Source organism: Streptomyces fradiae ATCC 10745 = DSM 40063 (assembly GCF_008704425.1).
Lineage (GTDB): Bacteria > Actinomycetota > Actinomycetes > Streptomycetales > Streptomycetaceae > Streptomyces > Streptomyces fradiae.
The window spans coordinates 6,220,297-6,242,747 of sequence record NZ_CP023696.1 but is presented as its reverse complement, the minus strand read 5'-3'; the positions used below and the strand labels follow the sequence as shown (position 1 = coordinate 6,242,747).

Below are 22,451 nucleotides of genomic sequence, written 5' to 3'. Positions count from 1 at the left end.
AACCTGCCCGGGGACCCCCGCCGGGCGCTCCCCTGACCACGGAGGTTCGGCACGATGAAGGCTCTGGTGTTCGAGGCCCCCGAGCGGGCCGTCCTCACCCACCGCGACATACCCGCCCCGGCGCCCGGCGAGGCGCTCGTCCGCGTCGCCTACAACTCCGTCTGCGGCAGCGACCTCTCCTTCTACAAGGGCGTCTGGCACGGCTTCACCTACCCCGTCGTCCCCGGCCACGAGTGGAGCGGCTCCGTGGTGGACGTCAACGGCCCGCGCGGCGCCGACCTGGTCGGCCGCAACGTGGTCGGCGACCTGACCTGCTCCTGCGGCACCTGCGCGCACTGCGCGGCCGGCACCCCGACGCTCTGCGAGGACCTCGGGGAGCTGGGCTTCACCCGCGACGGCGCCTGCGCCGAGTACATGACCGTCCCCGTCGCCAACCTGCGTCCGCTGCCCGACACGCTGCCGCTGCGTACCGCCTGCCAGGTCGAGCCGCTGGCGGTCGCGCTCAACGCGGTGGACCGGCTCGGCGTCACCCCCGGCGAGAAGGTGGCCGTCATGGGCGCCGGCGGCATCGGGCTGCTCCTCGTGCAGGCGGTGCGGCTGCGGGGCGGCACCGTCACGGCGGTGGCCGAGCCGGTGCCCGAGCGCCGCGCCGCCGCCCTCGCCCTGGGCGTGCCCGCCGCGGTCGGCGGCGATCCGGGCGCGCTGGTCGAGCTGACCCGCTCCGACCCCGCGGCGGTGCCGGACGTCGTCCTGGAGGCGTCCGGCTACCCCACGGCGGTGCAGGAGGCGGTGGAGGCCGTCCGCCCCGGCGGACGCGTCGGCCTGGTCGGCTACCGCATCGAGGAGGCCGCGGTGATGGCCCCGCACCACATCGTGCTCAAGGTGCTCACCGTCCGGGCGTCCATGGGCCCCGGCACCCGCTTCGAGGAGGCGGTCGACGTCCTGGCCTCCGGCGCCGTCGACGTGGACGCCCTGCTCAGCCACGAATTCGCGCTCGACGACTACGCCAAGGCCCTGGACGTGGCGCTGCGCCGCGCCGACGGCAACACCCGCTCCTACTTCAACCTCCGGGCCTGAGCGGCCCGCACCCGGCCCGTCCGGCACCTCCGTTCCCCATCCGCACACCCACGGCACGCCCTCAGGAAAGGAAGGCCCATGGTCTCCCCGTTGGCAGTGAAGGGCGGCGAGGCGTTACGCACCCGCCCCTGGCCCGCCTGGCCGCAGCCCGCCCCCGGAGTCCCCGCCGCGGTGGCGGAGGTGCTCGGCTCGGGCCGGTGGTCCATCAGCGGCCCGTACCGCGGCACGGACTCCCACGAGCGGCGCTTCGCGCGGGCGTTCGCCGACTACCACGGCGTGCCGTACTGCGTCCCCGCCGCGAGCGGCACCGCCGGCCTGATGCTGGCCCTGGAGGCGTGCGGGGTCGGCGCCGGCGACGAGGTGATCGTCCCCGGCCTGTCCTGGGTCGCCTCCGGCTCCACCGTCCTGGGCGTCAACGCCGTCCCGGTCTTCTGCGACGTCGACCCGGACACGCTGTGCGTCTCCCCCGAGGCCGTCGAAGCGCTGATCACCGAGCGGACCAGGGCCGTCGTGGTGGTCCACCTCTACTCGGCCGTCGCGGACATGGACGGCCTCACCCGCGTCGCCGAGCGCCACGGCCTGCCCCTCGTCGAGGACTGCGCCCAGGCCCACGGGGCCTCCTACCGGGGCGTCAAGGTCGGTGCGCTGGCCACCGCCGGCACCTTCAGCATGCAGCACAGCAAGGTGCTCACCAGCGGCGAGGGCGGCGCGGTCATCACCCGCGACGCGGACCTCGCCCGCCGGGTCGAGCACCTGCGGGCCGACGGCCGCTGCCTGTCCGACGGCCCGCCCGCGCCGGGCGCCATGGAGCTGGTCGAGACCGGCGAGCTGATGGGCAGCAACCGCTGCCTGTCCGAGTTCCAGGCCGCCATCCTCACCGAGCAGCTCACCCTGCTCGACGAGCAGAACCGCACCCGCCGCGCCAACGCCGCCCGCCTCGACGGCCTCCTCGGCGAGCTGGGCCTGCGCCCCCAGGCGACCTCCGAGGGCACCACCTCCCGTACGTACTACACCTACGCGGCGCGGCTCCCCGAGGGCGCGCTGGAGGACGTCCCGCTCACCGACGTCACCGGCGCCCTCACCGCCGAGCTCGGCTTCCCCGTCCAGCCCTGCTACGCCCCGATCCCGGCGAACCGGCTGTACGCCCCGCAGACCCGCAGGCGCTACACGCTCGGCCCGGACCACGAGGCGCGCATCGACCCCAAGCGCTTCGCCCTCCCGGTGTGCGAGGACACCGCGCGGCGGACCGTCACCCTGCACCACGCCGCCCTGCTCGGCGACGCCGAGGACATGGCCGACATCGCCGCGGCCTTCGCGAAGGTCCTGCGGCACGGCGCCGACCTGGCCACTTGACCGCCCCGGAGCACCGCGCCCCCGCCCCGGCCCCGCCCTCGGCCCCCGCGCCCGCAGCCCCACCCGCAGCCGCACCCGCACCGTCATCAGGCACGGCACCGGGCCCCGGCCGTGCCCCGGCCGCCACCCCGACCCCAGCCCAGCGAACCCCCGGAGGACCGGGAAGCATCATGCAGACCACCCGCATCGCGATGGAAGACGCGTCATTCCCCTACCGACTGGGCACCGACTGCGCCGAGGACGTCGTCGCGCGCCTCGCCGCCCTCGAAGCCAGCAGCTACCTGGTGGTGGCCGACACCACCGTCGCCGAGCTCTACGGAGCCGCGCTCACCGCCCACATCGACAAGGAGGCCGGGCCGTCCCACCTCCTCACCCACGAGGTGGGAGAGGTCCACAAGACCCTCGCCACCGTCTCCGCCCTCGCCGAGCAGGCGCTCGGACGGGGCGCGGACCGCCGCTCCGTCGTCGTCGCCCTCGGCGGCGGGGTCACCGGGAACATCGCCGGACTGATGGCCTCGCTGCTCTTCCGCGGCATCCGCCTCGTCCACGTGCCCACCACCGTGGTCGCCATGCTGGACTCGGTCCTCTCGCTCAAGCAGGCCGTCAACACCACCTTCGGCAAGAACCTGGCCGGGACCTTCTACCAGCCCGTCGAGGTCCTCGCGGACACGGCGGCGCTGCGCACGCTGCCGCCCCGCGAGATACGGTCCGGAATGGGCGAGGTCGTCAAGAACGCCCTGGCCATCCGGCCCGCCATGCTCGACCGGCTGGCCGGCGCGCTGCGGCCCGACACCCGCTACGACGACGAGACCATGCGCTGGATCATCGCCGAGAGCCTGGCCGCCAAGGCCGACGTCACCAGCGGCGACAAGCACGAGCGGCGCTCCGGCCTCGTCCTGGAGTACGGGCACACCGCGGGACACGCCATCGAGCACGCGTCCCGCGGCGCGGTCGCCCACGGCGCGGGAGTCGCCGTGGGCATGACCCTCGCAGCGGAGGTGTCCCGACGCCTCGGCCACGCCGACGCGGGGCTCGTCGCCCTCCACCGCGAACTGGTCGCCGCCGCCGGGGTGGAGCCCGCGGTGCCGGACCACGTCGACACCGCGCTCGTCAAGAACTGGCTGGCGTACGACAACAAGCGCGGCTACCTCGACAGCCCGCCCGGCCACACCCCGATGGTGCTGCTCTCCGCGCCGGGCGAGGTGCTGCACACCGGCACCATGCCGCTCGTACCCGTGCCCCTGGCGCTGCTGGAGGAGGTCGTCGACGAGTCGGCCGCCCGCGGCGGGGCCGGGGGCGGGGCCGCCGAGCCGGCGGCGGCGCGCACGGGCCCCGTACCGGACGGACCGGAGGCGGCGGTACCGGCGACGCCGGGGCCCGTGCCGGCCGGACCCGCGGCGGCGGCCCCCCTGCCGAGCGGACCCGCCCCGACCGCGCCCGCGGCGGCCGGACCCGTGCCGTAACCGCCCCGCCCCGCGCCACCGGCCCCGCGCCGGCCGCACGGCCCCTCGGCCCGCCCCCGCGCGCCGGCCGCACGGCCCCGCGCCGGGCCGTGCCGGCAACCGCCCCGCACCCCGCCCATCGCCGTCCTCTCCCCGTGGAGTCCCCCGTGCGTGTGCTGCGGCTCACCCCCTTCTTCCACCACGACTGCGTCACCGCCTGGCCCGCGGAGTTCGACGCCGTCGGGGGCATGCAGGTGCAGATCCTCCGCCTCTCGCGGGAACTGGCCGACCGCGGCGTGGAGCAGCTCGTCATGACCGTCGGGTTCCCCGGCCTGCCCAGGGAGCGCGTCGACCGGCCCGGCCTCCGGGTCCGGGTCACCCGGGCGCCGCTGCCCCGGCTGCGCTCCGAACTGACCGGCCTCGTGGGGCTCAACCAGGCGTGGCTCGCCGCGGTGCTGACGGCCTGTGCGCCGCTGCGCCGCACCTGGAGGCCCGACCTGGTGCACGTCCACGCGGACGGCCAGCTCTGGGCGCTGCTCGCCGGGCCGCTCGTCTCGCGTCTGGTCGGCGCGCCGTACTGCCTCACCCTGCACTGCTCGCGGCTGGCCTCGTACGAGCCGATGTCCCGCTTCGACCGGCTCCAGCACCGGCTGGTGGCGGCGGCCGAGCGGTACGCGCTGCGGCGGGCGCGCCGGGTGTCGACGCTGACCTCGCGCACCGCGGACACGGTGGCGCGGCTGCTGCCGCTCGACCGGGCCCTGGTGGACGTGCTGCCCGACTCGGTCGGCGACGTGCGGCCGGTGGCGCGGCCGGAGGCCGAGGAGTACGTGCGGTCGCTCGGCGTGCCCGCCGGGCGGCCGGTGGTGGGCTGGGTCGGCCGGGTCGCGCACGAGAAGGGGTGGCGGGACTTCGTCGCGATGGCGGAGCGGTGGGACGCCGGGTCGGGCGCCCCGGGGGCGGTGTTCGCCGTGGTGGGCGACGGGCCGCAGCGGGAGCGGATGCGGGAGGCGGTCGAGGCGGCGGGGCTCGCGGACCGGTTCGTGTTCACCGGTTTCCTGCCCCATGACGCCGTGCCGTCCGTGATGACGGCGCTGGACGTCCTCGTCATGCCGTCCGCCCACGAGGAGCTGGGCGGCAGCGCGCTGGAGGCCATGGTGTGCGGCACGCCCGTCGCGGGCTACGCGGTCGGCGGGCTGCGCGACACGGTCGGCTCGGTCACGCCCTCCCTGCTCGTCCCGCGGGGCGACGTGGCGGCGCTGACCCGCGCCGCCGGCGACGCGGTCACGGACGCCGAACGGCACCGCAAGACGGTCGCGGCGGCCGTTCCCGACCTGCTGGGCCGGTACGGCGCGGACACCGTCGAGCGGGCGCTGGAGCACTACCGGCTGGCCGTCGGCCGGGCGTCCGGAGGGGGTGCCGGGTGGGCGCCGTGACGTCGCTGCGGCGCTGTGCGCCGTATCTGCGCCCGCACCGGGCGCTGATGGCGGGGGCGTGCGGGGCGGCCTTCGGGTCGATGCTCGCGGGCCTGGCCATGCCGCTGGTGCTCCAGCGGCTGGTCGACGGGCCGGTCGCGGAGCGGGACTTCTCCGCCCTGCCGTGGTTCATCGGCGCCTTCGCCCTGCTCGGCGTCGCCGAGGCCGTGCTGCTGGGGGCCCGGCGGCTGCTCGTCATCCGTCCGGCGACCCGCCTGGAGACGGCGATGCGGGCGGACGTGGCCGCGCACATCCAGCGCCTCCCGCTGTCGTTCCACGCCCGCTGGCAGTCCGGCCAGCTGCTGTCCAGGACGGTGTCCGACATCACGGAGATCGGCCGGTTCGTCGCGTTCTCCGCCATCTATCTGGTGGTGAACGTGGCGGCGCTCGCCGTCGGCCTGGTCGTCCTGGCGTGGCTGGCGCCGGCGCTCGCGCTGGTCGTGTTCCTCGCGTACACGCCGATGGTGGTCGCGACCACCGTCTTCGAGCAGCGGTTCCGGGTGGTGGCGCGGGCGGCGCAGGAGGTGGGGGGCGACCTGTCCACCACGGTGGAGGAGTCGGTGCTCGGCGTACGGGTGCTGAAGGTGTTCGGGCGGGCGCCGGAGACGGTGCGCCGCTTCACCGGGCAGGCGCGCCGGCTGCGCGTCCTGGAGCTGCGCAAGCTCTCGTACACGGCGGCCCTGTGGTGGGTCATCACGGCGCTGCCGGACCTGGCGATCGTGGCGATGATCGGGTACGGCGGGTACGGCGTCGCCACCGGGGCGCTGTCGCTGGGCACGCTGATGGCGGCGGTGACGGTGGCCACCCATCTGCGCTGGCCGGCGGACACGCTGGGCTGGCTGACGGCGGACGCCTCGACGGCCGCCGCCGCGGCCGACCGGTACTGGCAGGTGCGGGACGAGCCGGTGACGGTGGCGGACCCGGCCCGGCCGCGCCCCCTGCCGTCGCCGGTGCGCGGCGAGATCCGCCTGGAGGGCGTGCACTACGCCTACCCCGGTGGCCGCGCGGCGGCGCTGCGGGGCGTCGACCTGACGATCCGGGCGGGCAGCACGGTGGCCGTGGCCGGGGCGACCGGGTCCGGCAAGAGCACGCTGCTGTCGCTGCTGTCGCGGCTGGACGACCCGACGTCCGGGCGGATCACCCTGGACGGGGTGGACCTGCGCGAGACGGCCCTGGCCGACCTGCGGTCGGCGGTGTGCAACGCGTTCGACGATCCGGTGCTCTTCTCGGGCACGGTCCGGGACAACGTGACGCTGGGCGTGCGGGACGCGGAGGCGCCCGGCGCGCGGGACGCGGGGGCCCGGCCGGCGGACGGCGGCGGGGCCGGGGGCTCCGGCGGGGCGCCGGGGGCGGACGCCGGGGCCGGGACGGGGGCCGGGCGGGCGCCGGGCGGCGGGGTGCCCGACGGCGCCGTCTGGGAGGCGCTGCGGACGGTGCGGGCGGACGAGTTCGTCGCGGCGCTGCCCGAGGGGCTGTCCACCGTGATCGGCGAGGAGGGCCTCGGGCTCTCGGGCGGCCAGCGGCAGCGGCTGGCGCTGGCGCGGGCCATCCTGCCCGGACCGTCGGTGCTGGTGCTGGACGACGCGCTGTCGGCGCTGGACGTACGGACCGAACGGGAGGTGGAGGCCGCCCTGCGCGGGGTGCTCGGCCGGGTCACCACGGTCGTGGCCGCGCACCGGCCCGGCACGCTGCGCCTGGCCGACCAGGTGGTGTTCCTCTCCGGCGGCCGGGTCGCCGCCACGGGCACGCACGAGGAGCTGATGGCGCGCGAGCCGGCGTACCGGCTGCTGGTCCGGCCCCCGCTCCCGGTCGCGGCGCGGGAGACGCGGGCGCCCGGCCCCGGGGAGGCGCCGTTGCCCGGCCCGGCGGAGGCGCCGGCGGAGGCGCAGGTGCCCGCGGAGAGGGCGGTGGCGGAGGACGGCATGGCGGGAAGGGGGCGGCCGGGATGAGCGGCTCGGAGGACGCGCGGTCCCGCGCCCGGCGGGACGCCCTGCTGCGGATGCTGCTGTGGCCGAAGCGGCGGCGGCTGGCGGCGGCCACGGCGCTGGCGCTGCTGGAGAACGTGTGCGGGCTGGTGCCGCCGCTGCTGATCGCCGCGGCCATCGACCGCGGGGTGCCCGCGGCGGTGGACGGGCGGTGGGCGCCGCTGATCGGCTACACCGCCGCGGCGCTGGCCACCGGGCTGGCCACGGCGAGCGTCAAGTACTGCTTCCTGCGCTACTCCGGGCGGATCGCGCAGGACCTGCTGTTCGAGCTGCGGCACCGGGCGTTCGCCCAGGTGATGGGGCAGCCGCTGGCCTTCCACGAGGCGTACCCCTCGGGCCGGGTCGTGGCCCGGCTGTCGAGCGACGTGGAGTCGGTCGAGGAGATGCTGGAGATGGGCCTGGACGGCCTGTTCTCCGCGCTGTTCTCGATGGTCGGCATCCTCGCCGTGATGCTCTGGCTCGACCAGCCGATGGCGGCGGTGGTGATCGCGCTGTTCGTCCCGCTGTACGCGCTGACGCGGTGGTTCCGGCACCGGTCGCGCCGGGCCTACCGGGGCACCCGGACGGCCGTCGAGGGCGTCGTGCAGCACACCGTCGAGGCGTACAACGGCGTCCGGGCCGTGCAGGCCTTCCGCCGCGAGGAGGCGAACGCGCGGCGGCTGGACGGGCTGGACGCCCGGTACGCGGTGGCGCGGGCCGACGCCGGGCTGGTGAGCGCCGTGTTCAGCGGCGGTGTGAAGCTCATCGGCAACCTGTCGCTGGTGGGGCTGCTGACGCTGGGGGTGCTCCGCATCGACCAGGGGCACCTGGCGCTGGGCACGCTCACGGCGTTCCTGCTGTACGTGCACCGGCTGTACGACCCGATCGACGAGCTGGCGAGCTTCGCCAACGCGTTCTCGGCGGCCTCGGCCGGGCTGGAGAAGATCGGCGCGCTGTTCGTGCGCCATCCGGCGGTGGCCGAGCCGGAGCGCCCGGCGGCGCTGCCGGCCGACCCGCCGGGCGGCCGGGGCGCCGTGCGGTTCGAGGGCGTCCACTTCGGCTACGGCCAGGCGGCCCGGCCGGTCCTCTCGGGCGTCGACCTGGCGCTCGAACCGGGCCGCACGGTCGCCCTCGTGGGTACGACCGGCGCCGGGAAGTCCACCATCGCCAAGCTGGTGGCCCGGCTCTACGACCCCACGGCGGGGCGGGTCACGCTGGACGGGGTCGACCTGCGGGAGCTGGCCGACGCGGAGCTGCGCGGCGCCGTCTCGATGATCACGCAGGAGGCGTTCCTGTTCTCCGGGTCGGTGGCCGACAACATCGCCCTGGGCCGGCCGGACGCGTCGCGGGCGGAGATCCGGGCCGCCGCGGAGGCGGTGGGCGCGCACGGGTTCGTCAGCGCGCTGCCGGACGGCTACGACACCGACGTGCACAAGCGCGGCACGGGCCTGTCGGCCGGCCAGCGGCAGCTGATCGCCATGGCACGGGTGATGCTGACCTCGCCCCGCGTGCTGATCCTCGACGAGGCGACGTCCAGCATGGACACCTCCTCGGAGCGGGCCGTGCACGAGGCGCTGACCCGGGTCCTGGCCGGGCGCACCGCGGTGATCATCGCGCACCGCCTGTCCACGGTGGCCGTCGCCGACCGCGTCCTGGTGATCGAGGACGGGGCGGTGGTGGAGGACGGGCCCCCGACGCGGCTGCTGGAGGGCGGTGGGCGCTTCGCCGGCATGCACCGGGGCTGGCTGGCCGCCACGACGGCGTGACGCGGGCCGCCGCGCGCCGGGCGGGACACGCCCGCGCCCCGCACGCCGCGAGGCGCGCCGGGCCCGCGCTCCGGACCGGGCGCACGCCGGGGGCCCGCGCTCCGTCGCCCCGCACGGGCACTCCCCCTACGACCCCTACGACACCTACGACACCTACGACCCCAACGACCACGACGACCACGACGACCACGACGACGAAAGGCACAGGATGAAGCGCCTTCGAGGCACCCTGCCCTCGGACGCACGGCACGCGTGGCACCCGGAGCCGCTGGGTCCCGCGCACCGCGACGGCTGGGACACCCGTGACGACGACCGGGTCTGGGACGTCGTCGTGATCGGCAGCGGCGCCAGCGGCTCCGTCGCCGCGGACCGGCTCGTCCGGCAGGGCCTGGACGTCCTGATGATCGAGGAGGGCTTCCGGCTCTCCCCCGACCTCGGCAACCCCGAGCTGGACGACATGTGCCGCACGGCGCTGGCCCGTGACGGCCAGGGCGGCTGGACCGACGAGGGCTGGCCGTGGACGACGTCCAACCTCGGCGGCGGCACGGTCTTCTACGGCGGCGCCTCCTGGCGCTACCGGCCGTTCGACTTCGACCCGAGCGAGCTGGTGGACGCCGGCGGGCTCGACGTCCGCTGGCCGTACGGGCTGGCCGAACTCGCGCCGTACTACGACGTGCTGGAACGCCGGCTGGGGGTGTGCGGCGGCGAGGAGGGCGAGGGCAGCCGCGGCCCCGCGCACCCCCCGACGGCCGCGGCCGAGGTGCTCTACGAGGCGGGCACCGCACTCGGCTACGAGCCCTTCCCCACCCCGCTGGCCATCAACCGGCACGCCCACGGCGGGCGTTCGGCGTGCGAGCGCAACTCGCTGTGCGTGAGCCACCAGTGCTCGACGGGCGCCAAGGGCGACGCGGTCGCGGTCTTCCTCGCACCGCTCGCCGCGCACCCCAACTTCACCCTGCGCACCGGTGTACGGGCCCTGCGCCTGAACCAGGACCGGCCGGACGCCGTCGGTTCGGTGACCTGCCTGGACCGGCTCGGCCGCACCACGCACCGCGTCCGCGCCCGGTCGTTCGTCGTCGCGTGCAACGCGATCCAGAGCGCCGCGCTGCTGCTGCGCTCCCGCGGCGGGCGCGCCCCGGACGGCGTGGGGAACCACTCCGGCCTGGTCGGGCGCGGCCTGACGATGAAGCTGAGCGAGTACGTGAGCGGTGTGGTCGACGCGCCGTCCGCCGCGACGCTCGCCGACTGGCGCGCGCACGCGGGCCCGTTCTCCACGATCGCGTTCCTCGACCACTACCTGGACGCCGACTGCCCCACCGGGGTCGGCGGGATGATCTACGAGTCGAAGAACGACATGCCCTCGCGCATCCGCGACGACGTGCTGGAACTGCGCATCGAGACGATCCTGGCCGACCACCCGAACCTCGACAACCGGGTGCGGCTCTCCTCGCACGCCGACGAGGACGGCGTGCCGGCCGTGGTCATCGACTACACGCCCGACCCCCGCGACCTGCGCCGCCTCGCGTACATGACGGACGTGTGCGAGCGGCTGCTGCGGAAGGCGGGCGCGACCGGGATCGCGCACGAGGAGAGCGGCTTCGCCCAGGGGAGCTGCCACCTGCACGGCACGTGCCGGGCCGGCGACGACCCGGCGACGTCGGTGGTCGACGGCTGGGGCCGGGTCCACTCGGCGCCCAACGTGTACGTCGTCGACGGCGGCTTCATGCCGTACCCGGGCGGCCTGAACCCCACGCTCACCATCCAGGCGCACGCGCTGCGCAGCGCCAAGGCGGTCGCCGGCGACCTCGTGTCCCGGCACACCGCGCACGTCTGAGCCCCGCCGCGCCGCACGGCCGCGGCGGCCCGCACCACGCACCACCCCCGCACCACCCCCGCACCACGTCCCACACCCACACGCCACGCACCACACACACGCACACGCACCACGCCCAGCACGCGACGCGACGCGACGCGACCGACCCAGCGTCCCGAACGAGGAGACACGCCATGACCACCGACATCGTGTGGCCGCCCCCGGTGCGGCAGGTCCGCGCCTACCGCAACATCGTCGTGGACGGCGCCTGCAACATCCGGTGCACCTACTGCGAGGTCAAGAAGACCAAGGTGGACCAGCCCGCCACCATCCGTTCCCTGGACCGGATCTTCGCCGAGTACGAGCCGGACGCGGTGCTGTTCCGGGTGGAGTCCGACGGCGAGATCACCCTCTACCCGAAGATCGTCGACCATCTGCAGAAGCGGGCCGCCGAGGGGTACCGCGTCGAGGTGCTGAGCAACGGCACCAAGCTGCCCAGGGCCCTGGAGGGGCGCCCCGACCTGCTGTGGGTGTTCTCGGTCGACGGGCACACCGAGGCCATGAACGCCAAGCGCGGCCTGAAGCAGCCGCAGATCGACCGCATCCTCGACGCCGCCGTCGAGCTGGGGGCGGAGCTCCAGACCGTGTACTGGGGCCAGCCGGTGGAGGAGGTCAACGCCTACATCGACCTGCTGGAGTCCCGCGGCTACCGGGGACTGCTCCACTTCATGCCGCTGCTGGCCTTCAAGGGCCGGCCGCTGACCGTGAACCTGCGCTACCAGGACCTGCACCCGGCGGACTTCCTGGCGCCGCCGGAGTACTTCCGCCGCTGGAACCACATCTTCGAGACCGGCAGGCGGGACGCGGTCTGCGACCAGATCACCAACGGCTACAACTACCAGGTGTCCGGCGACGAGATCCGGATGGTCAAGTGCGACTGCTACTCGGTGCCCAAGCACCTGGTGCACGGCTTCGGCCCGATCCGGGAGTTCGACGACTGGCCGTGCGGGACCTGCATCGCCAACCAGGAGTTCAACAACTCGCGCGAGCGGATGCGCGTCCCGCAGGGGCGGATCCCGCTGCCGCTCGTATGACGGCCGCCCAGCGGTTCGTGCTGGTCCGGCACGCCGAGGCGAGCCTGAACGTGCTGCGCGACGACGACGTCATGCCGGGCTTCGACCCGCATGCCGGGCTGACGCCGCTCGGCGAGCGGCAGGCGCGGGCGCTCGCCGAGCACCTGCCCGGCGACCCGGCGGTAGGCCCGCCGGGTCCCGCCCCGGCCCCGCGGCCCGGTCCGGGCTCGGGGCCCCGCCCTGCCGTGCGGGTGTACTCCAGCCCGCAGCGGCGGGCCGCCCGCACCGCCGAGGTGCTGGCCGCCGCGCTGGGCGTGCCCGTCCTGGCGGACGGCCGGCTGGCGGAGCTCCGGGCGCCGCGCGCCTTCCCCCGGCCCATGACGGTCCGCCAGTGGGACGCCGTGCTGGAGGACCGGCTGCGGCGCCCGGCGGCCGAGCCGGCGGGGGTGGAGAGCTGGGCGGCGCAGCGGCGGCGCGTCCGGGAGTTCCTGGACTCCCGCTGCCCGGTCGGCGCCGACGGGGCGCGGTGGGTGCTCGTGTCGCACTCCGAGACGCTGCAGGCCGTCCTCTTCGAGCTGCTGGGGCTGGAGGACGCGCTGCTGCACCGCACCCGTTTCAAGATCAGCAACACCGGTGTGTTCATCGTGGACAGGACGGAGGACGGATGCGCTTCCCTGGTGGTGGCGAACAGCAAGACGCACCTGGCCAGGACGGCATGACCCGCATGCTCGTCGTGAAGTGCCTGAGCGACGAGACCGGCGACGACGCCGGGGACATCGTCGCCCGGGGGTGCGTGGACGTGGACGACCGCGAGTTCGTCAACATCCTCAACCGGCTGGAGGGCTACTTCGACTGCACGCTGTGGATGCGGTCGGAGCCGGCCCGGCGCTTCGCCGTCGGCGACCTGGTGGAGCGGGTCGCCGCGGTGACGGCCCCCGGCGGCCCGCCGGAGGTGCGCCGTGGCTGAGGCGCCTGCCGGGCGGGCCCTGTTCGAGATCTACGACGAGGGCTTCGACTCGCCGTCGTGGGGCGGTGTGGAGACCGCCCTGTGGCACCTGTCGCGCTCCCTGCGCGAGGCGGGCACCGAGGCGGAGTTCTACCGGTCCTCGGAGGGCGCCGACCTGGACGCGCTGGCCGCGCGTGTGGAGCGGGACCGGGTGGACGCGGTCTTCCCGCTGGTGGAGAGCGACCTGTTCGAGGGCGCGGCATGGCGGCGGCTGCCCGCGCTGCACGCCCGGACGGTCCGCGTCTGGCATGACGTCAGCCGGCTCTCGGCCGACCTGTCGGCGCCGCCGCCCTGCCCCGTGCACGCGCGGGTACCCGCGCTGCCGGGGGCTCCGGTCGCGGAGGGCTGCCCGGCGCGGGGCGCGCACCCCGAGGGGCCGATGCGCGAGGTGTTCCTGGGCGAGTGGCCCTGGACGCGCTGCTTCCCGCGCCGGTCGGTGATCCCCTGGGCCGCCGACCACGTGCCGGCGAAGGACCTGTGCGACCCGTCCGGGCCGGTGGTGCTCCAGCTCGGCAAGATCGACACGGTGGACGCGGAGCGCTGCCTGCGCCGGCTCACCGGGGCCGGGGTGGCCCTGCGGGTCGTCTTCGCCACGTGGTCGCGCCGGGGCCGGGAGGCCCGCGAGCTGGTGCGCGCGCACCAGGGGGCGGGGCGGCGCGTCGAGGTGCTGGACGCCTACGACATCCGTACGGACTGGGAGCGGGTCTTCGGCGGCGCGTCGCTGTTCCTGCTGCCGTCCGTGTTCCACGAGACCTACAACTTCGCCGCGGCGGAGGCCGTCCAGCTCGGTGTGCCGGTGGCGGCCCTCGGCGAGGGCGGCAACCTGCCGCGCTTCGCGTCGCTGACCGCGCCGACGCCCGACGCCCTGGTGGACCGGCTGCTGGCGGGGGGCGGGGCGGTGGCGCCGCGTCCCCGCCCGGCGGCGGGCTGGCGGGACGTCGCCGCCCGGTACGCGGAGGTCATCCGGGAGCACCCGGCCGCCGGTGCCGGTCCGGCGGTCCCCGCGGGCGCCGGCGAGGGGCGGGGCGGACGGGAGGAGGAGCACGGTGGGTGAGCCGACGTGGGAGGCGGCGGAGGACCCCGACCGGACGCTGCGGGAGCGGCTGCGGCGGGGCCGGACGCTGCTGGTCTCACCGCACCCGGACGACGTGGCGTACTCCTGCGGCGGGCTGCTGGCCGCGGTCGGCCGCCCCGCGCACGCGACGCTCCTGACGGTGTTCACCCGGTCCGCGTGGGCGCTGCCCAGACGGCTGCGGCGGGCCGGGGCGCGGGTGGTCAGCGAGCGGCGCAGGGAGGAGGAGCTGCGGTACTGCCGGCTGCGGGGCCTCGCGGAGTACCGGCCGCTCGGCTTCGCCGACGCGGGGCTGCGCGGCTACGACGACGAGACCGAGCTGTCGTCCCCGGCCGAGGCGGACGGCGTGCGCGGCGCGGTGGAGGAGGCCGTCGCCGAGGCGATACGCGACGCGGGCGCCGACACGGTGCTGGCCCCGGCCGCCGTCGGCGGGCACGTCGACCACCTCCTGGTGCACGGCGCGGTGCGCGGCGCGGTGGGCCCCGGCGGCCCGCTGACCCTGTTCTACGAGGACCTGCCGTACGCGGGGCAGCGCGACGCGGTGGACGTCGAGCGGACGCTGCGGGAGGCGCGCGGCCTGGTGCCGTTCGCGAGCGTCGACATCTCCGGTGTCGTGCAGCAGAAGGTGCGCGGCATGTACGTGTACGGCAGCCAGACGGACGACGAGTGCGTGCGCGAGACGCTGCGGCACGCCCGGCGCGGCGCGCCGCGCCGGTGGACGGGCGGGACGGCGGGGGCAGGGCATGCGGCGGGCCGCCGGGGCGCGCCGCACACCGAGCGGGTGTGGACGCCCGCCCCGGCGGGTGCCCGGTGACCCGGCCTCGTGGAGGCACGGCGCCGGTGACCCGGCCTCGTGGAGGCACGGCGATCCGGCCGGGCGGGGACCCGGCGGGCCGGGACCCGGCGGGCGGCCGACCCGGCGGGGCCCCGGTGGACGTGCCCGGCCAGGCCCCGGCGGCCCGCCTCGGCGGGGCCCCGCCGGGTCGCCGGGCCGGCCGCCGGCGGGGTGTGTCAGGCCAGTGCGGCGACGTACGCGGCCTGGGCGGCCAGCTCCGCCTCGATCCGGTCGGCGGTGGGCGGCGTGACGACCGGGCAGCGCCGCAGCCACGTCTTGGCGTTCCAGAACAGCGCCTCGCCCGCCAGCCGCAGCCCGGCGTCGAAGGCGCGCGTACCGCCGCAGGCCGCGGCGACGGCCTCCCGCAGCAGGTCCCGGTCATGGGCGCCGAGCCGGTTCTCGACGACGAAGGAGGCGATCTCGCTCTCCAGGCAGCCGCCGCCGCCCCAGATCCAGTCCAGCCCGAACCGCCGCAGAACCGGGGCGCCGCCGCCCGCGGGACCCGCGCCCCCCTGGCCGGTGTCCGCGAGCTGCCAGTGCCAGTACCCGTGCCCGTATGGAAGCGGGGTGCGCAGCAGCACCCCGTCGGCGCCCCCGAGGGGCATCCGCTCCGGCACGTGCCGGGCCGTCCAGGCGCCGTCGACGGGCAGGGGCCGGCCCATGCGCTCGCGCAGTCGCCGCAGCGCCCCGTCGAGCCGGGCCCGCGGCTCGTACCCGGCGCCCGCGCCCGGACGGCCCAGCTCGCCGACGCGGCGCAGCGCGGCCCAGGACTCGGCGACCGCGAGCAGTACGCGGCGCCGCCGCGGCTCCTCCAGCTCCGGCAGTACCGCGCGCAGCGGGCGCAGCCCGTGCTCGTGGCGGGTCACCAGGTAGCCGTCGGCGAAGACGTGGCCGGGCGGGAGCAGGTCCCCCAGGGCGCGCAGGGCCTGGTGGCAGTGGAGGCCGTGCGGTCCGGTGCCGATGAAGCGGAAGTGGTACGTCTCCGGGGCGCCCGTACCGCCGCTCGTGCCCGCGCCCGTCGCACCGGCGACCAGGGAGAAGGGCCGGTTGCGGGGATCGAGGCGGCGGGCCGCGCCGCTCCCGCGCGCGCCGGCGGCGCCCCCGCGCGGGGCGGTGCCCGGCCCGTACTCCGCGAGGAAGGGGCCCCGGAACGGCTCCACGCGGTGGGCGGCGCCCGGTGCGAGGGGCACGCCCGCCGCCCGTGCGCGGGCCGCGAGCGCGGCGGCGCCGCCCGTGCCGGCGAGCTGCCACAGGCGGGCCGCCGGGCGGACGACCGGCCGCTCGGCCAGCGGGCGGACGGCCGGGCCGCTCAGGTCGTAGAGCCGACCCGGCGCGGCCAGGACGACGTCCCGCACGCCCGGATAGCGCCGGGCGACCCGGTCGCGCACGGCGAGGGCGGTGGCACCGGTGTCCGGCTGGTCGTCCACCAGGACCAGCGCCGCACCGGGCGGCAGGCGGCGCGGCAGGGCCTCGATCTCGGAGCCCGGCAGGGTGATGCCGGCGCCGCCGCGTACGGGGCGGACGCTGTGCCAGGGCCCCGCCGCGACCCCGGCGTCCTCGGCGGCGGCCTGCCAGAACGGCGCCAGGTACGAGCCGCCCGTCCGTATGCCCACGACGAGCACGGGCGCCCGCCGGGACCGGGCGGAGAGGCGTTCGGCGGCCTGGCCGTAGCAGAGCTCGGGATCGGCCAGGTCGTAGCCGTAGCACTCCGGGGTCTTCCAGTCGGCGGCGTGGCGCAGCAGGGCGGCGGTGCGCTCGTCCCGGCGGGCCGCGGCCGATCCCCACAGCGCGCCCGTCACGGCGGTGGCGAGCACGAGCGCGTCCTCCACGACGGCGATCCGCCGCTCGGCGCCGTCGGGAGCGGCGGCAGCGGCGGCCCGGCCGCTCCACGCGGGCTCGGCGGCATCGGCGGAAGCGGCCATCTCGCGGGCGAGTCCGGTGCACAGCTCCCTCAGCCGGACCACGGATGCGGCGAGTCGGGCGCCGGTCCCGTCCTCGTCCGGTCCGGGCGCGGCCTCCCGGTGCGCCGCGGCGGCGTCGGCGAGCAACTGCTCCGCGAAGCAGGCGCAGGCGTGCAGGGCGGCCGCGCCGCCGTCCCGCCGGACGGTCTCCACGAAAGCACGGTGCAGGGCTGGCAGTGCCACGCCGGTCGTCACCACGTCCGCTCCTCCTGGTGGGAAGTCACCGGTCCCGGTGCTCGTCGCCCGGATCCCGCCCCCACTGTGCGCCCGATCCGAATTCCCGTTCAATGCCCGACTTTCCCCTGGGGTGAACAATGACGAAAAACTCTTCCCTGCTGGCCGAATTCCCCACCTGCCCGCGCGACGAGAAAGACCGCCCGCGGGTTTTCACCGCCGCGTCCGGCGCCTGGCTGACGGACGAGTCCGGTTTCCGCTGGATCGATTTCGACAATGCGCGGGGGTCGATTCTGCTCGGGCACGGCGACCCGGTGGTCGCCGAGGCCGTCGCGCGGGCGGCGACCGGCGCGGACGGCACCGCGACCGGGTGGAGCCGGCGGGTCGACGCGGTGCTGGAGCGGCTGCACGCCCTGTGCGGCGGCGAGGTCGTGGGGCTCTTCCGGTCGGGTACGGCCGCGGTCCGGGCCGCCGTGCTGGCCGTGCGGGAGGCGACGGGGCGGCCGCTGCTGCTGAGCGCCGGCTACCACGGCTACGACCCGATGTGGTACCCGTCCGAGGCGCCGCTGGAGCCCAACGCGGACGGGGTGGTGGACTTCTTCTTCGACCTCGGCCTGCTGCGGGAGCTGCTTCGGGCCCCCGAGCGGGTCGCCGCCGTCGTCGTGTCGCCCGACCACATGCACCTGTCGCCCGGCTGGTACCGCGAGCTGCGCCGGCTGTGCTCGGCGGCCGGGGTGGTGCTGGTCGCGGACGAGGTGAAGGTGGGACTGCGCTACGCACCGGGCCTGTCCACGGCCGAGCTGCTCGCGCCCGACGTGTGGGTGGTCGCCAAGGGCATGGCCAACGGGCACGCGGTCTCCGCGGTCGGCGGGTCCCGCCGGCTGCTGAAGCCGCTGAAGGAGGTGTCGTTCACCTCGTTCTTCGAGCCCACGATCCTGGCCGCGGCGGACGCCGCGCTCGCCCGGGTCGCCACCGGGGAGCCGCAGCGGGCGGTCCGGGAGGCCGGGGACCGCTTCCTGCGCCACGCCCGCAAGGCGCTGGACGACGCGTCCCTGCCGGTCGAGATCGCCGGCGACGGCACGTTCTTCCAGTTCGTACCGGCGACCGAGGAGCTGGAGGAGGCGCTCTACGGGGCGGCGAACGCCGAGGGCCTGCTCTTCTACGCGGGCGACAACCAGGGCGTGTCGGCCGCCTTCGACGAGGCCGTGCTCGGCGAGGCCGAGCGGCGGTTCGCCCGCGTGTGCGAACGGCTGGCGCCGTACGCGGGCGGGGAGCCGGTCGGCGACGCGGCCCGCTACCGGGTCGCCTGGAACGTGATGGACGGACTGCGCCAGGCCCCGCGCGACCGCGAGGAGACCACCGGCCTGCTGGCGCGGCTGCTGGACGACTGAGCCCGCCCCGGACCCGGGGGCGCACCGCCTCCGGGTCCGGCCCTCCCCCGCGCACCCCACGCGGGAATTCACCAGGAATCCGGGGATGACCAGGAATGACCAGGAATTCAGGATCCCAGAAGGAACCGAGAGATTGAGGCGCCTTTCCATGGAGAGTCCAACCGCTGCCGGCACCGAAGAAAGGACCGGCCGGGAATCGGCGGAGGAGACCGCGAGGTACGGTGCGAAATGCGCCCGGCTCCTGCGCCTGTACCGCGACCCGGAATTCACCGGGGTGGCGCTGCCGGTGCACCCCCTCGACCCGGCCGACGCCCGCGGGTTCGCCGCGCGGGCGCACGGCGCGGTCCCGCCGGGAACCTCGGGAACACCGGGGACGCCGGGGACGCCGGAAGCGCCGGAGCCGGGGGAGGCCGCCGAGCCGGCGGAGACGACCGCACCGGCCCCCCGGGCGGAGCCGGCCCACGAGGAACTGGTCGCGGGGTACGCGGAGTTCCTGCGCCGCAGGCGGCCCGACCTCGCCGCCCGGGTGCGCGAGGTGTGCGGCGAGGCACCCTGGATCGTCCGCAGTTCGGGCGCGGAGGACCAGGAGGACGACGTCAACGCGGGCGGCTACGAGAGCCTGGTGTGCCCGCGCCCCGGCGACCTGTACGCGACGGTCGCGGCGGTGGTCTTCAGCGGGTACGGCGAGCACGCCCTCGCCCAGCAGCGGCTGGCCGACCCGGGCCACCGCCCCTCCCCCATCGCCGCGTTCGTCCAGCCCCTCGTCGACGCGGCCGGCGCGGCGGACCCGGCCGCCGCGGGCGAGACCCCGCTGCTCGGCGAGGAGGACACGGCCCGGCTCGCCGATCTGCTGGCGCGGGCGCACCGCGCCTTCGGCATGCCCCGCGTGGACTCCGAGTGGGTCCTGGAGACCGGGGCGGGGCCCGTCTCCGTCACCGGGCTCACCGAACTCACCCCGGACGGGCGGCTGATCGGGCAGCTCTCGCTGGGCTTCGGCTTCGCGTCCGCCCAGCGCCCGGGCGACGGCGACAACAGCCTGGCGTGGCTGACCGGCGTCCCCGGCACGACGCTGTGGCGCGGGGCCCTGCTGCGCGAGGTGTCCGCCGTGCGGACGCGGCTGGTGCAGGTCCGCCCGGCCGCCGCGTTCGACCCGGAGCCGGAGCTGGGCACCCTCACCGACGCCTGCCGCGACGCCTGGCGCGCCGCGTGCGCCGCCGCCCCGGTCGACATCCTCGTGCCGCCGCCGCGGGTGCGCGCCTCGTCGTTCCTCACCTCCGTGCGGCTGGAGGACGCGTGGAGCCGCTATCTGCGCCTCGACCCCGGGCAGCGGGAGCGGATCGGTCACGTGCTCGTGGAGCGGGGCGGCCCGGCCGAGCACGCGGCGGTGATGTTCCGCCAGGAGGGCGTCGCCGTGCTGCGGGGCCGCCCCGAGGACGTCCCGGAGACGGCGTCGTACGCGCTGGCGGACCCCTGGCGGCGGGAGTGCCACTTCGGCACCGGCCGGCCGCCCGCGGTGGAGACCGAGACCCGGCGCACGGCCGCCGTGCCGCAGGGCTGCCGGCTGCTGTTCGCGTCCGCGGACCGGGCCGCGGACGCGGTCCGGTCCGGCGGGCCGCTGCCCGCACCGGAGGCGATGCCGGGCGCCGCCCTCCTGGACCGGGTGCCCCACCTGCCGTCGCGGGTCAGGGACCGGATCGTGCGGGACAGCTACCTGCCGGACCCCGAGGTGTACGTCCGGACCGGGTCGCGCGTGGCGTCGCCCGCGTTCGCGGCCCGCGCCGCGGAGGCGCTGCTCGACGGCGGCATGCCGCCGGAGCGGGTCGCGGCCGTGGTGCCCGAGGCCGCGCGGGCGTACGTGCGGGGGGTGGCCTCGGCCCGCGCGTCGGGCGCCGCCGACGTGCGGGTCCCGGTCGCGGTCGCCCGCCTGGAGGCGGCCGGGGACGTGCCGGGCGGGGCCCTCCCGGCCGTGCTCGCGGCCGTCCGCGCCCTCGCGGCGGCCGGGGGCGGCGGCACCGAGGCCGCGCTGGCCCTGCTGGGCGCGGTGGCGTCGCTGGCGTCGGCGCTGCGGGCGCTGGACGTGTACACGGACGCGGAGCGCGAGGAGGTCCTCGCCCGGACCGTGGCCGCTCTCCCGCTGGACGACGCGGCGCGCACGGAGGCGCTGTGCCGGTTCGCCGCCCGCTCGTCGGCGCCGCCCACGGAGACGTACCGGCTGCTCGCCCTCGCCGCGCGCGACGGCGACTTCGCCGAGCGGTACCTGGCCGTGGAGCGCTGCCGGGTCGACCTGTCGGCCGCCGATCCGGGCGACGCGGCGCGGCGCGGCCGTGCCCTGAACGACGCGTACCGCGCCTACGCGGGGGCCGGGGCGTGGCAGGCGGCCGGGGACGCGGTGCTGCTCGACCTGACGAGGAGCGATCTCGTCGAGGCGTACGACAGCACCCTGAAGCGGCTGCTGCTGGAGCTGGTGGACCGCCCGGAGCCGGGCCCGTACCGCGCCTACCTCGACCTGCTGGAGCAGTGGCTGGACCTGGTGGGCGCGTTCGGCCTGTCGGAGCGTGAGCGGCGCTCGGTCGAGGGGTTCGGCGGGTGGCTCGCGCGGTGGCGGGAGGAGCCCGTGCCGGACGGCTTCGCCCTGGAGGAGGAGCTGACCTGGAGCCGGCTGCTGGAGCTGGCGGCCGCGGAAGCGCGGGCGGAGGGCTCCGCGGACGGCCCGGACACGCCGGTGGAGGGCACGGACGGCCCGGACGGCGGCGGGGAGGGCCCGGACAACCCGCACCAGCTCCACAACGCGCTCCACCAGTGGCTGCTCGCCCGCACCCCCCGCCACCCCGCCGAGCGGGCCCCCTCGGGGGTGCGGGAGCTCCAGCGCGTGTCGGACCGGTTCGGGCCGGGCGGCAACAAGGTGCTGCGCTTCACGCGGGACGCGGTGGAGCTGGACGTACCGCTGGGCATCCACAAGGCGAGCCTGATGTTCCGCCCCGACCGGGTCGAGGGCGAGTGGACGGAGCCGCCGGACGTCACGGAGGCGGACGCCGGACGGCTCACCGGACTGTCGGTCCTGCTGGAGCGCTGCGGCACGTGGTTCCCCGAACTGGTCTTCCGCGGCGAGCGGGTGCTGATGGCGGGGACGTGGACGCTCCGGGTGGAGGCCCGCCCGGCGGCCGGGCGCGAGCGGTTCACGCTCGACGGGATGCGGCTGGCGCTCGGGGTGTTCCGCACGCTCTTCGACGGCTCGTACGACTTCTCGTACGTCCCGGCCGGGGATGTCGCCGACCTGCCGGGGGCGTTCCGGGAGCCGGGGTGGGCCGAGGTGTTCCGGGCCCTCGTCGGCTACCGCCTCGTCTACGACGACGCCGAGCTGTTCGAGACGCTGGAGACGCTGCCGCTGGGCACCGCCGTCGGCATGCTCTGCACGGACGCCGCCATCCGGGCCGAGGTGCTGGCCGCCTCCACCGAGGGTCCGGAGGGCGCGCTGGCGCGGCTCGACGCGGCGTGGCGGCGGCTGGCCGACCGGGAGGGCGACCCGGCCGGGTGGATCGCCGGGCACAACGCGGTGCAGCAGCTCGCGCTGCTGGTGGCGGCCCGCTTCCCCGGCGCGGCGGTGGCCGCGTTCACGGCGGCGGACCCGCCGGGCTGGGCGGACGTGCTGGGTGCGGCGCTGCTGCCCCGCGCGGACGTGCGCGACGACGTGGTGCGGGCGCTCGCCGGACGGCCCGGCGGCGACCTGCCGCTGCTTCGGCGGGCCCCGTGGCTGGTCGTGACGGAGGCGAGCGCGGCGGACGCCGCCCGTCGGGTGGCCGCGGCGCCGGGGGCGTACCGGCGCTGCAAGCAGTTCCTCGTGCACCGGTACGCGCGGCTGCTGGCGGACGAGGGACTGCTGGCCGGGCTCGTGGCGGACCTGGAGGTCGTGCCGTACGGGGCCGGGCCGTCCGGCGAGGAGGCGGTGGCGGCGGCGGTGGCCGCGGCGGGCGGGCGGCTGCGCCGCGACATCCGCGCGAGGCCCGGCGCGGGCCCGGCGCCCGCCTGACGGCAGCGGGCGCGGCGGACGCGGG

General features: G+C 76.7%; 15 protein-coding genes. 14 read left to right on the top strand and 1 reads right to left on the bottom strand.

What is annotated here, in order from left to right; translation table 11 throughout:
- Window positions 1-54 precede the first annotated feature (54 nt).
- The 12 genes from neoA to CP974_RS27225 all read left to right on the top strand — a co-directional run bounded on the left by neoA (window position 55) and on the right by CP974_RS27225 (window position 14,852).
- The gene (gene neoA / locus CP974_RS27280) at window positions 55-1,077 is read left to right on the top strand and encodes a 2-deoxy-scyllo-inosamine dehydrogenase (protein ID WP_031129625.1); all 1,023 of its coding nucleotides are present in this window, start codon (window positions 55-57) and stop codon (window positions 1,075-1,077) included.
- 78 nt (window positions 1,078-1,155) lie between these two features.
- Window positions 1,156-2,430 carry a DegT/DnrJ/EryC1/StrS aminotransferase family protein gene (locus CP974_RS27275; RefSeq protein WP_031129624.1) on the top strand — a complete coding sequence of 425 codons (1,275 nt, stop codon included), beginning with the start codon at window positions 1,156-1,158 and terminating at the stop codon, window positions 2,428-2,430.
- Window positions 2,431-2,600: 170 nt separating this feature from the next.
- The gene (locus CP974_RS27270; RefSeq protein ID WP_085921507.1) at window positions 2,601-3,893 is read left to right on the top strand and encodes a 2-deoxy-scyllo-inosose synthase; all 1,293 of its coding nucleotides are present in this window, start codon (window positions 2,601-2,603) and stop codon (window positions 3,891-3,893) included.
- A 146-nt stretch (window positions 3,894-4,039) separates the two neighbouring features.
- A complete protein-coding gene (locus CP974_RS27265; protein ID WP_031136924.1) occupies window positions 4,040-5,305 on the top strand; it encodes a glycosyltransferase family 4 protein in 1,266 nt (421 codons plus the stop codon).
- Window positions 5,293-7,293 carry an ABC transporter ATP-binding protein gene (locus CP974_RS27260; RefSeq protein WP_085921508.1) on the top strand — a complete coding sequence of 667 codons (2,001 nt, stop codon included), beginning with the start codon at window positions 5,293-5,295 and terminating at the stop codon, window positions 7,291-7,293. Before CP974_RS27265 ends, CP974_RS27260 begins: the two co-directional genes overlap by 13 nt.
- On the top strand, window positions 7,290-9,074 hold the full coding sequence (locus CP974_RS27255) for an ABC transporter ATP-binding protein (protein WP_031132494.1): 1,785 nt from the start codon (window positions 7,290-7,292) through the stop codon (window positions 9,072-9,074). Before CP974_RS27260 ends, CP974_RS27255 begins: the two co-directional genes overlap by 4 nt.
- Before the next feature lie 208 nt (window positions 9,075-9,282).
- Window positions 9,283-10,908, top strand: a complete 1,626-nt coding sequence (locus tag CP974_RS27250; RefSeq protein ID WP_140160867.1) for a GMC oxidoreductase — start codon at window positions 9,283-9,285, stop codon at window positions 10,906-10,908.
- 173 nt (window positions 10,909-11,081) lie between these two features.
- Window positions 11,082-11,981 carry a radical SAM family protein gene (locus CP974_RS27245; RefSeq protein WP_031132490.1) on the top strand — a complete coding sequence of 300 codons (900 nt, stop codon included), beginning with the start codon at window positions 11,082-11,084 and terminating at the stop codon, window positions 11,979-11,981.
- Window positions 11,978-12,679 (top strand): histidine phosphatase family protein, encoded by a 702-nt coding sequence (locus tag CP974_RS27240; RefSeq protein WP_031132488.1) that lies wholly within the window; start codon window positions 11,978-11,980, stop codon window positions 12,677-12,679. The genes CP974_RS27245 and CP974_RS27240 overlap by 4 nt, the downstream gene beginning before the upstream one ends.
- Window positions 12,676-12,927 carry a DUF6137 domain-containing protein gene (locus tag CP974_RS27235; protein ID WP_031132486.1) on the top strand — a complete coding sequence of 84 codons (252 nt, stop codon included), beginning with the start codon at window positions 12,676-12,678 and terminating at the stop codon, window positions 12,925-12,927. Before CP974_RS27240 ends, CP974_RS27235 begins: the two co-directional genes overlap by 4 nt.
- The gene (locus CP974_RS27230; protein WP_031132485.1) at window positions 12,920-14,020 is read left to right on the top strand and encodes a glycosyltransferase family protein; all 1,101 of its coding nucleotides are present in this window, start codon (window positions 12,920-12,922) and stop codon (window positions 14,018-14,020) included. The genes CP974_RS27235 and CP974_RS27230 overlap by 8 nt, the downstream gene beginning before the upstream one ends.
- Window positions 14,013-14,852 carry a PIG-L deacetylase family protein gene (locus CP974_RS27225; protein ID WP_051839528.1) on the top strand — a complete coding sequence of 280 codons (840 nt, stop codon included), beginning with the start codon at window positions 14,013-14,015 and terminating at the stop codon, window positions 14,850-14,852. The genes CP974_RS27230 and CP974_RS27225 overlap by 8 nt, the downstream gene beginning before the upstream one ends.
- A gap of 197 nt (window positions 14,853-15,049) precedes the next feature.
- Here CP974_RS27225 and CP974_RS27220 read toward each other — a convergent pair whose 3' ends face one another.
- Window positions 15,050-17,032, bottom strand: a complete 1,983-nt coding sequence (locus CP974_RS27220) for a hypothetical protein (protein WP_031132480.1) — start codon at window positions 17,030-17,032, stop codon at window positions 15,050-15,052.
- Window positions 17,033-17,148: 116 nt separating this feature from the next.
- Here CP974_RS27220 and CP974_RS27215 point away from each other — a divergent pair, with 116 nt between their 5' ends.
- Window positions 17,149-18,399, top strand: a complete 1,251-nt coding sequence (locus CP974_RS27215; protein WP_031132478.1) for an aminotransferase class III-fold pyridoxal phosphate-dependent enzyme — start codon at window positions 17,149-17,151, stop codon at window positions 18,397-18,399.
- Between the two features lie 148 nt (window positions 18,400-18,547).
- Window positions 18,548-22,426 (top strand): hypothetical protein, encoded by a 3,879-nt coding sequence (locus CP974_RS27210; protein ID WP_150485867.1) that lies wholly within the window; start codon window positions 18,548-18,550, stop codon window positions 22,424-22,426.
- Window positions 22,427-22,451 lie beyond the last annotated feature (25 nt).

What these genes read in the sequence shown, in the direction of transcription:
- CP974_RS27255 (WP_031132494.1), top strand. Translation starts at nt 7,290, where the DNA reads ATGAGCGGCTCGGAGGACGCGCGGTCCCGCGCCCGGCGGGACGCCCTG.
- CP974_RS27250 (WP_140160867.1), top strand. Translation starts at nt 9,283, where the DNA reads ATGAAGCGCCTTCGAGGCACCCTGCCCTCGGACGCACGGCACGCGTGG.
- CP974_RS27270 (WP_085921507.1), top strand. Translation starts at nt 2,601, where the DNA reads ATGCAGACCACCCGCATCGCGATGGAAGACGCGTCATTCCCCTACCGA.
- CP974_RS27210 (WP_150485867.1), top strand. Translation starts at nt 18,548, where the DNA reads ATGGAGAGTCCAACCGCTGCCGGCACCGAAGAAAGGACCGGCCGGGAA.
- CP974_RS27275 (WP_031129624.1), top strand. Translation starts at nt 1,156, where the DNA reads ATGGTCTCCCCGTTGGCAGTGAAGGGCGGCGAGGCGTTACGCACCCGC.
- CP974_RS27215 (WP_031132478.1), top strand. Translation starts at nt 17,149, where the DNA reads ATGACGAAAAACTCTTCCCTGCTGGCCGAATTCCCCACCTGCCCGCGC.
- CP974_RS27245 (WP_031132490.1), top strand. Translation starts at nt 11,082, where the DNA reads ATGACCACCGACATCGTGTGGCCGCCCCCGGTGCGGCAGGTCCGCGCC.
- neoA (WP_031129625.1), top strand. Translation starts at nt 55, where the DNA reads ATGAAGGCTCTGGTGTTCGAGGCCCCCGAGCGGGCCGTCCTCACCCAC.
- CP974_RS27240 (WP_031132488.1), top strand. Translation starts at nt 11,978, where the DNA reads ATGACGGCCGCCCAGCGGTTCGTGCTGGTCCGGCACGCCGAGGCGAGC.
- CP974_RS27235 (WP_031132486.1), top strand. Translation starts at nt 12,676, where the DNA reads ATGACCCGCATGCTCGTCGTGAAGTGCCTGAGCGACGAGACCGGCGAC.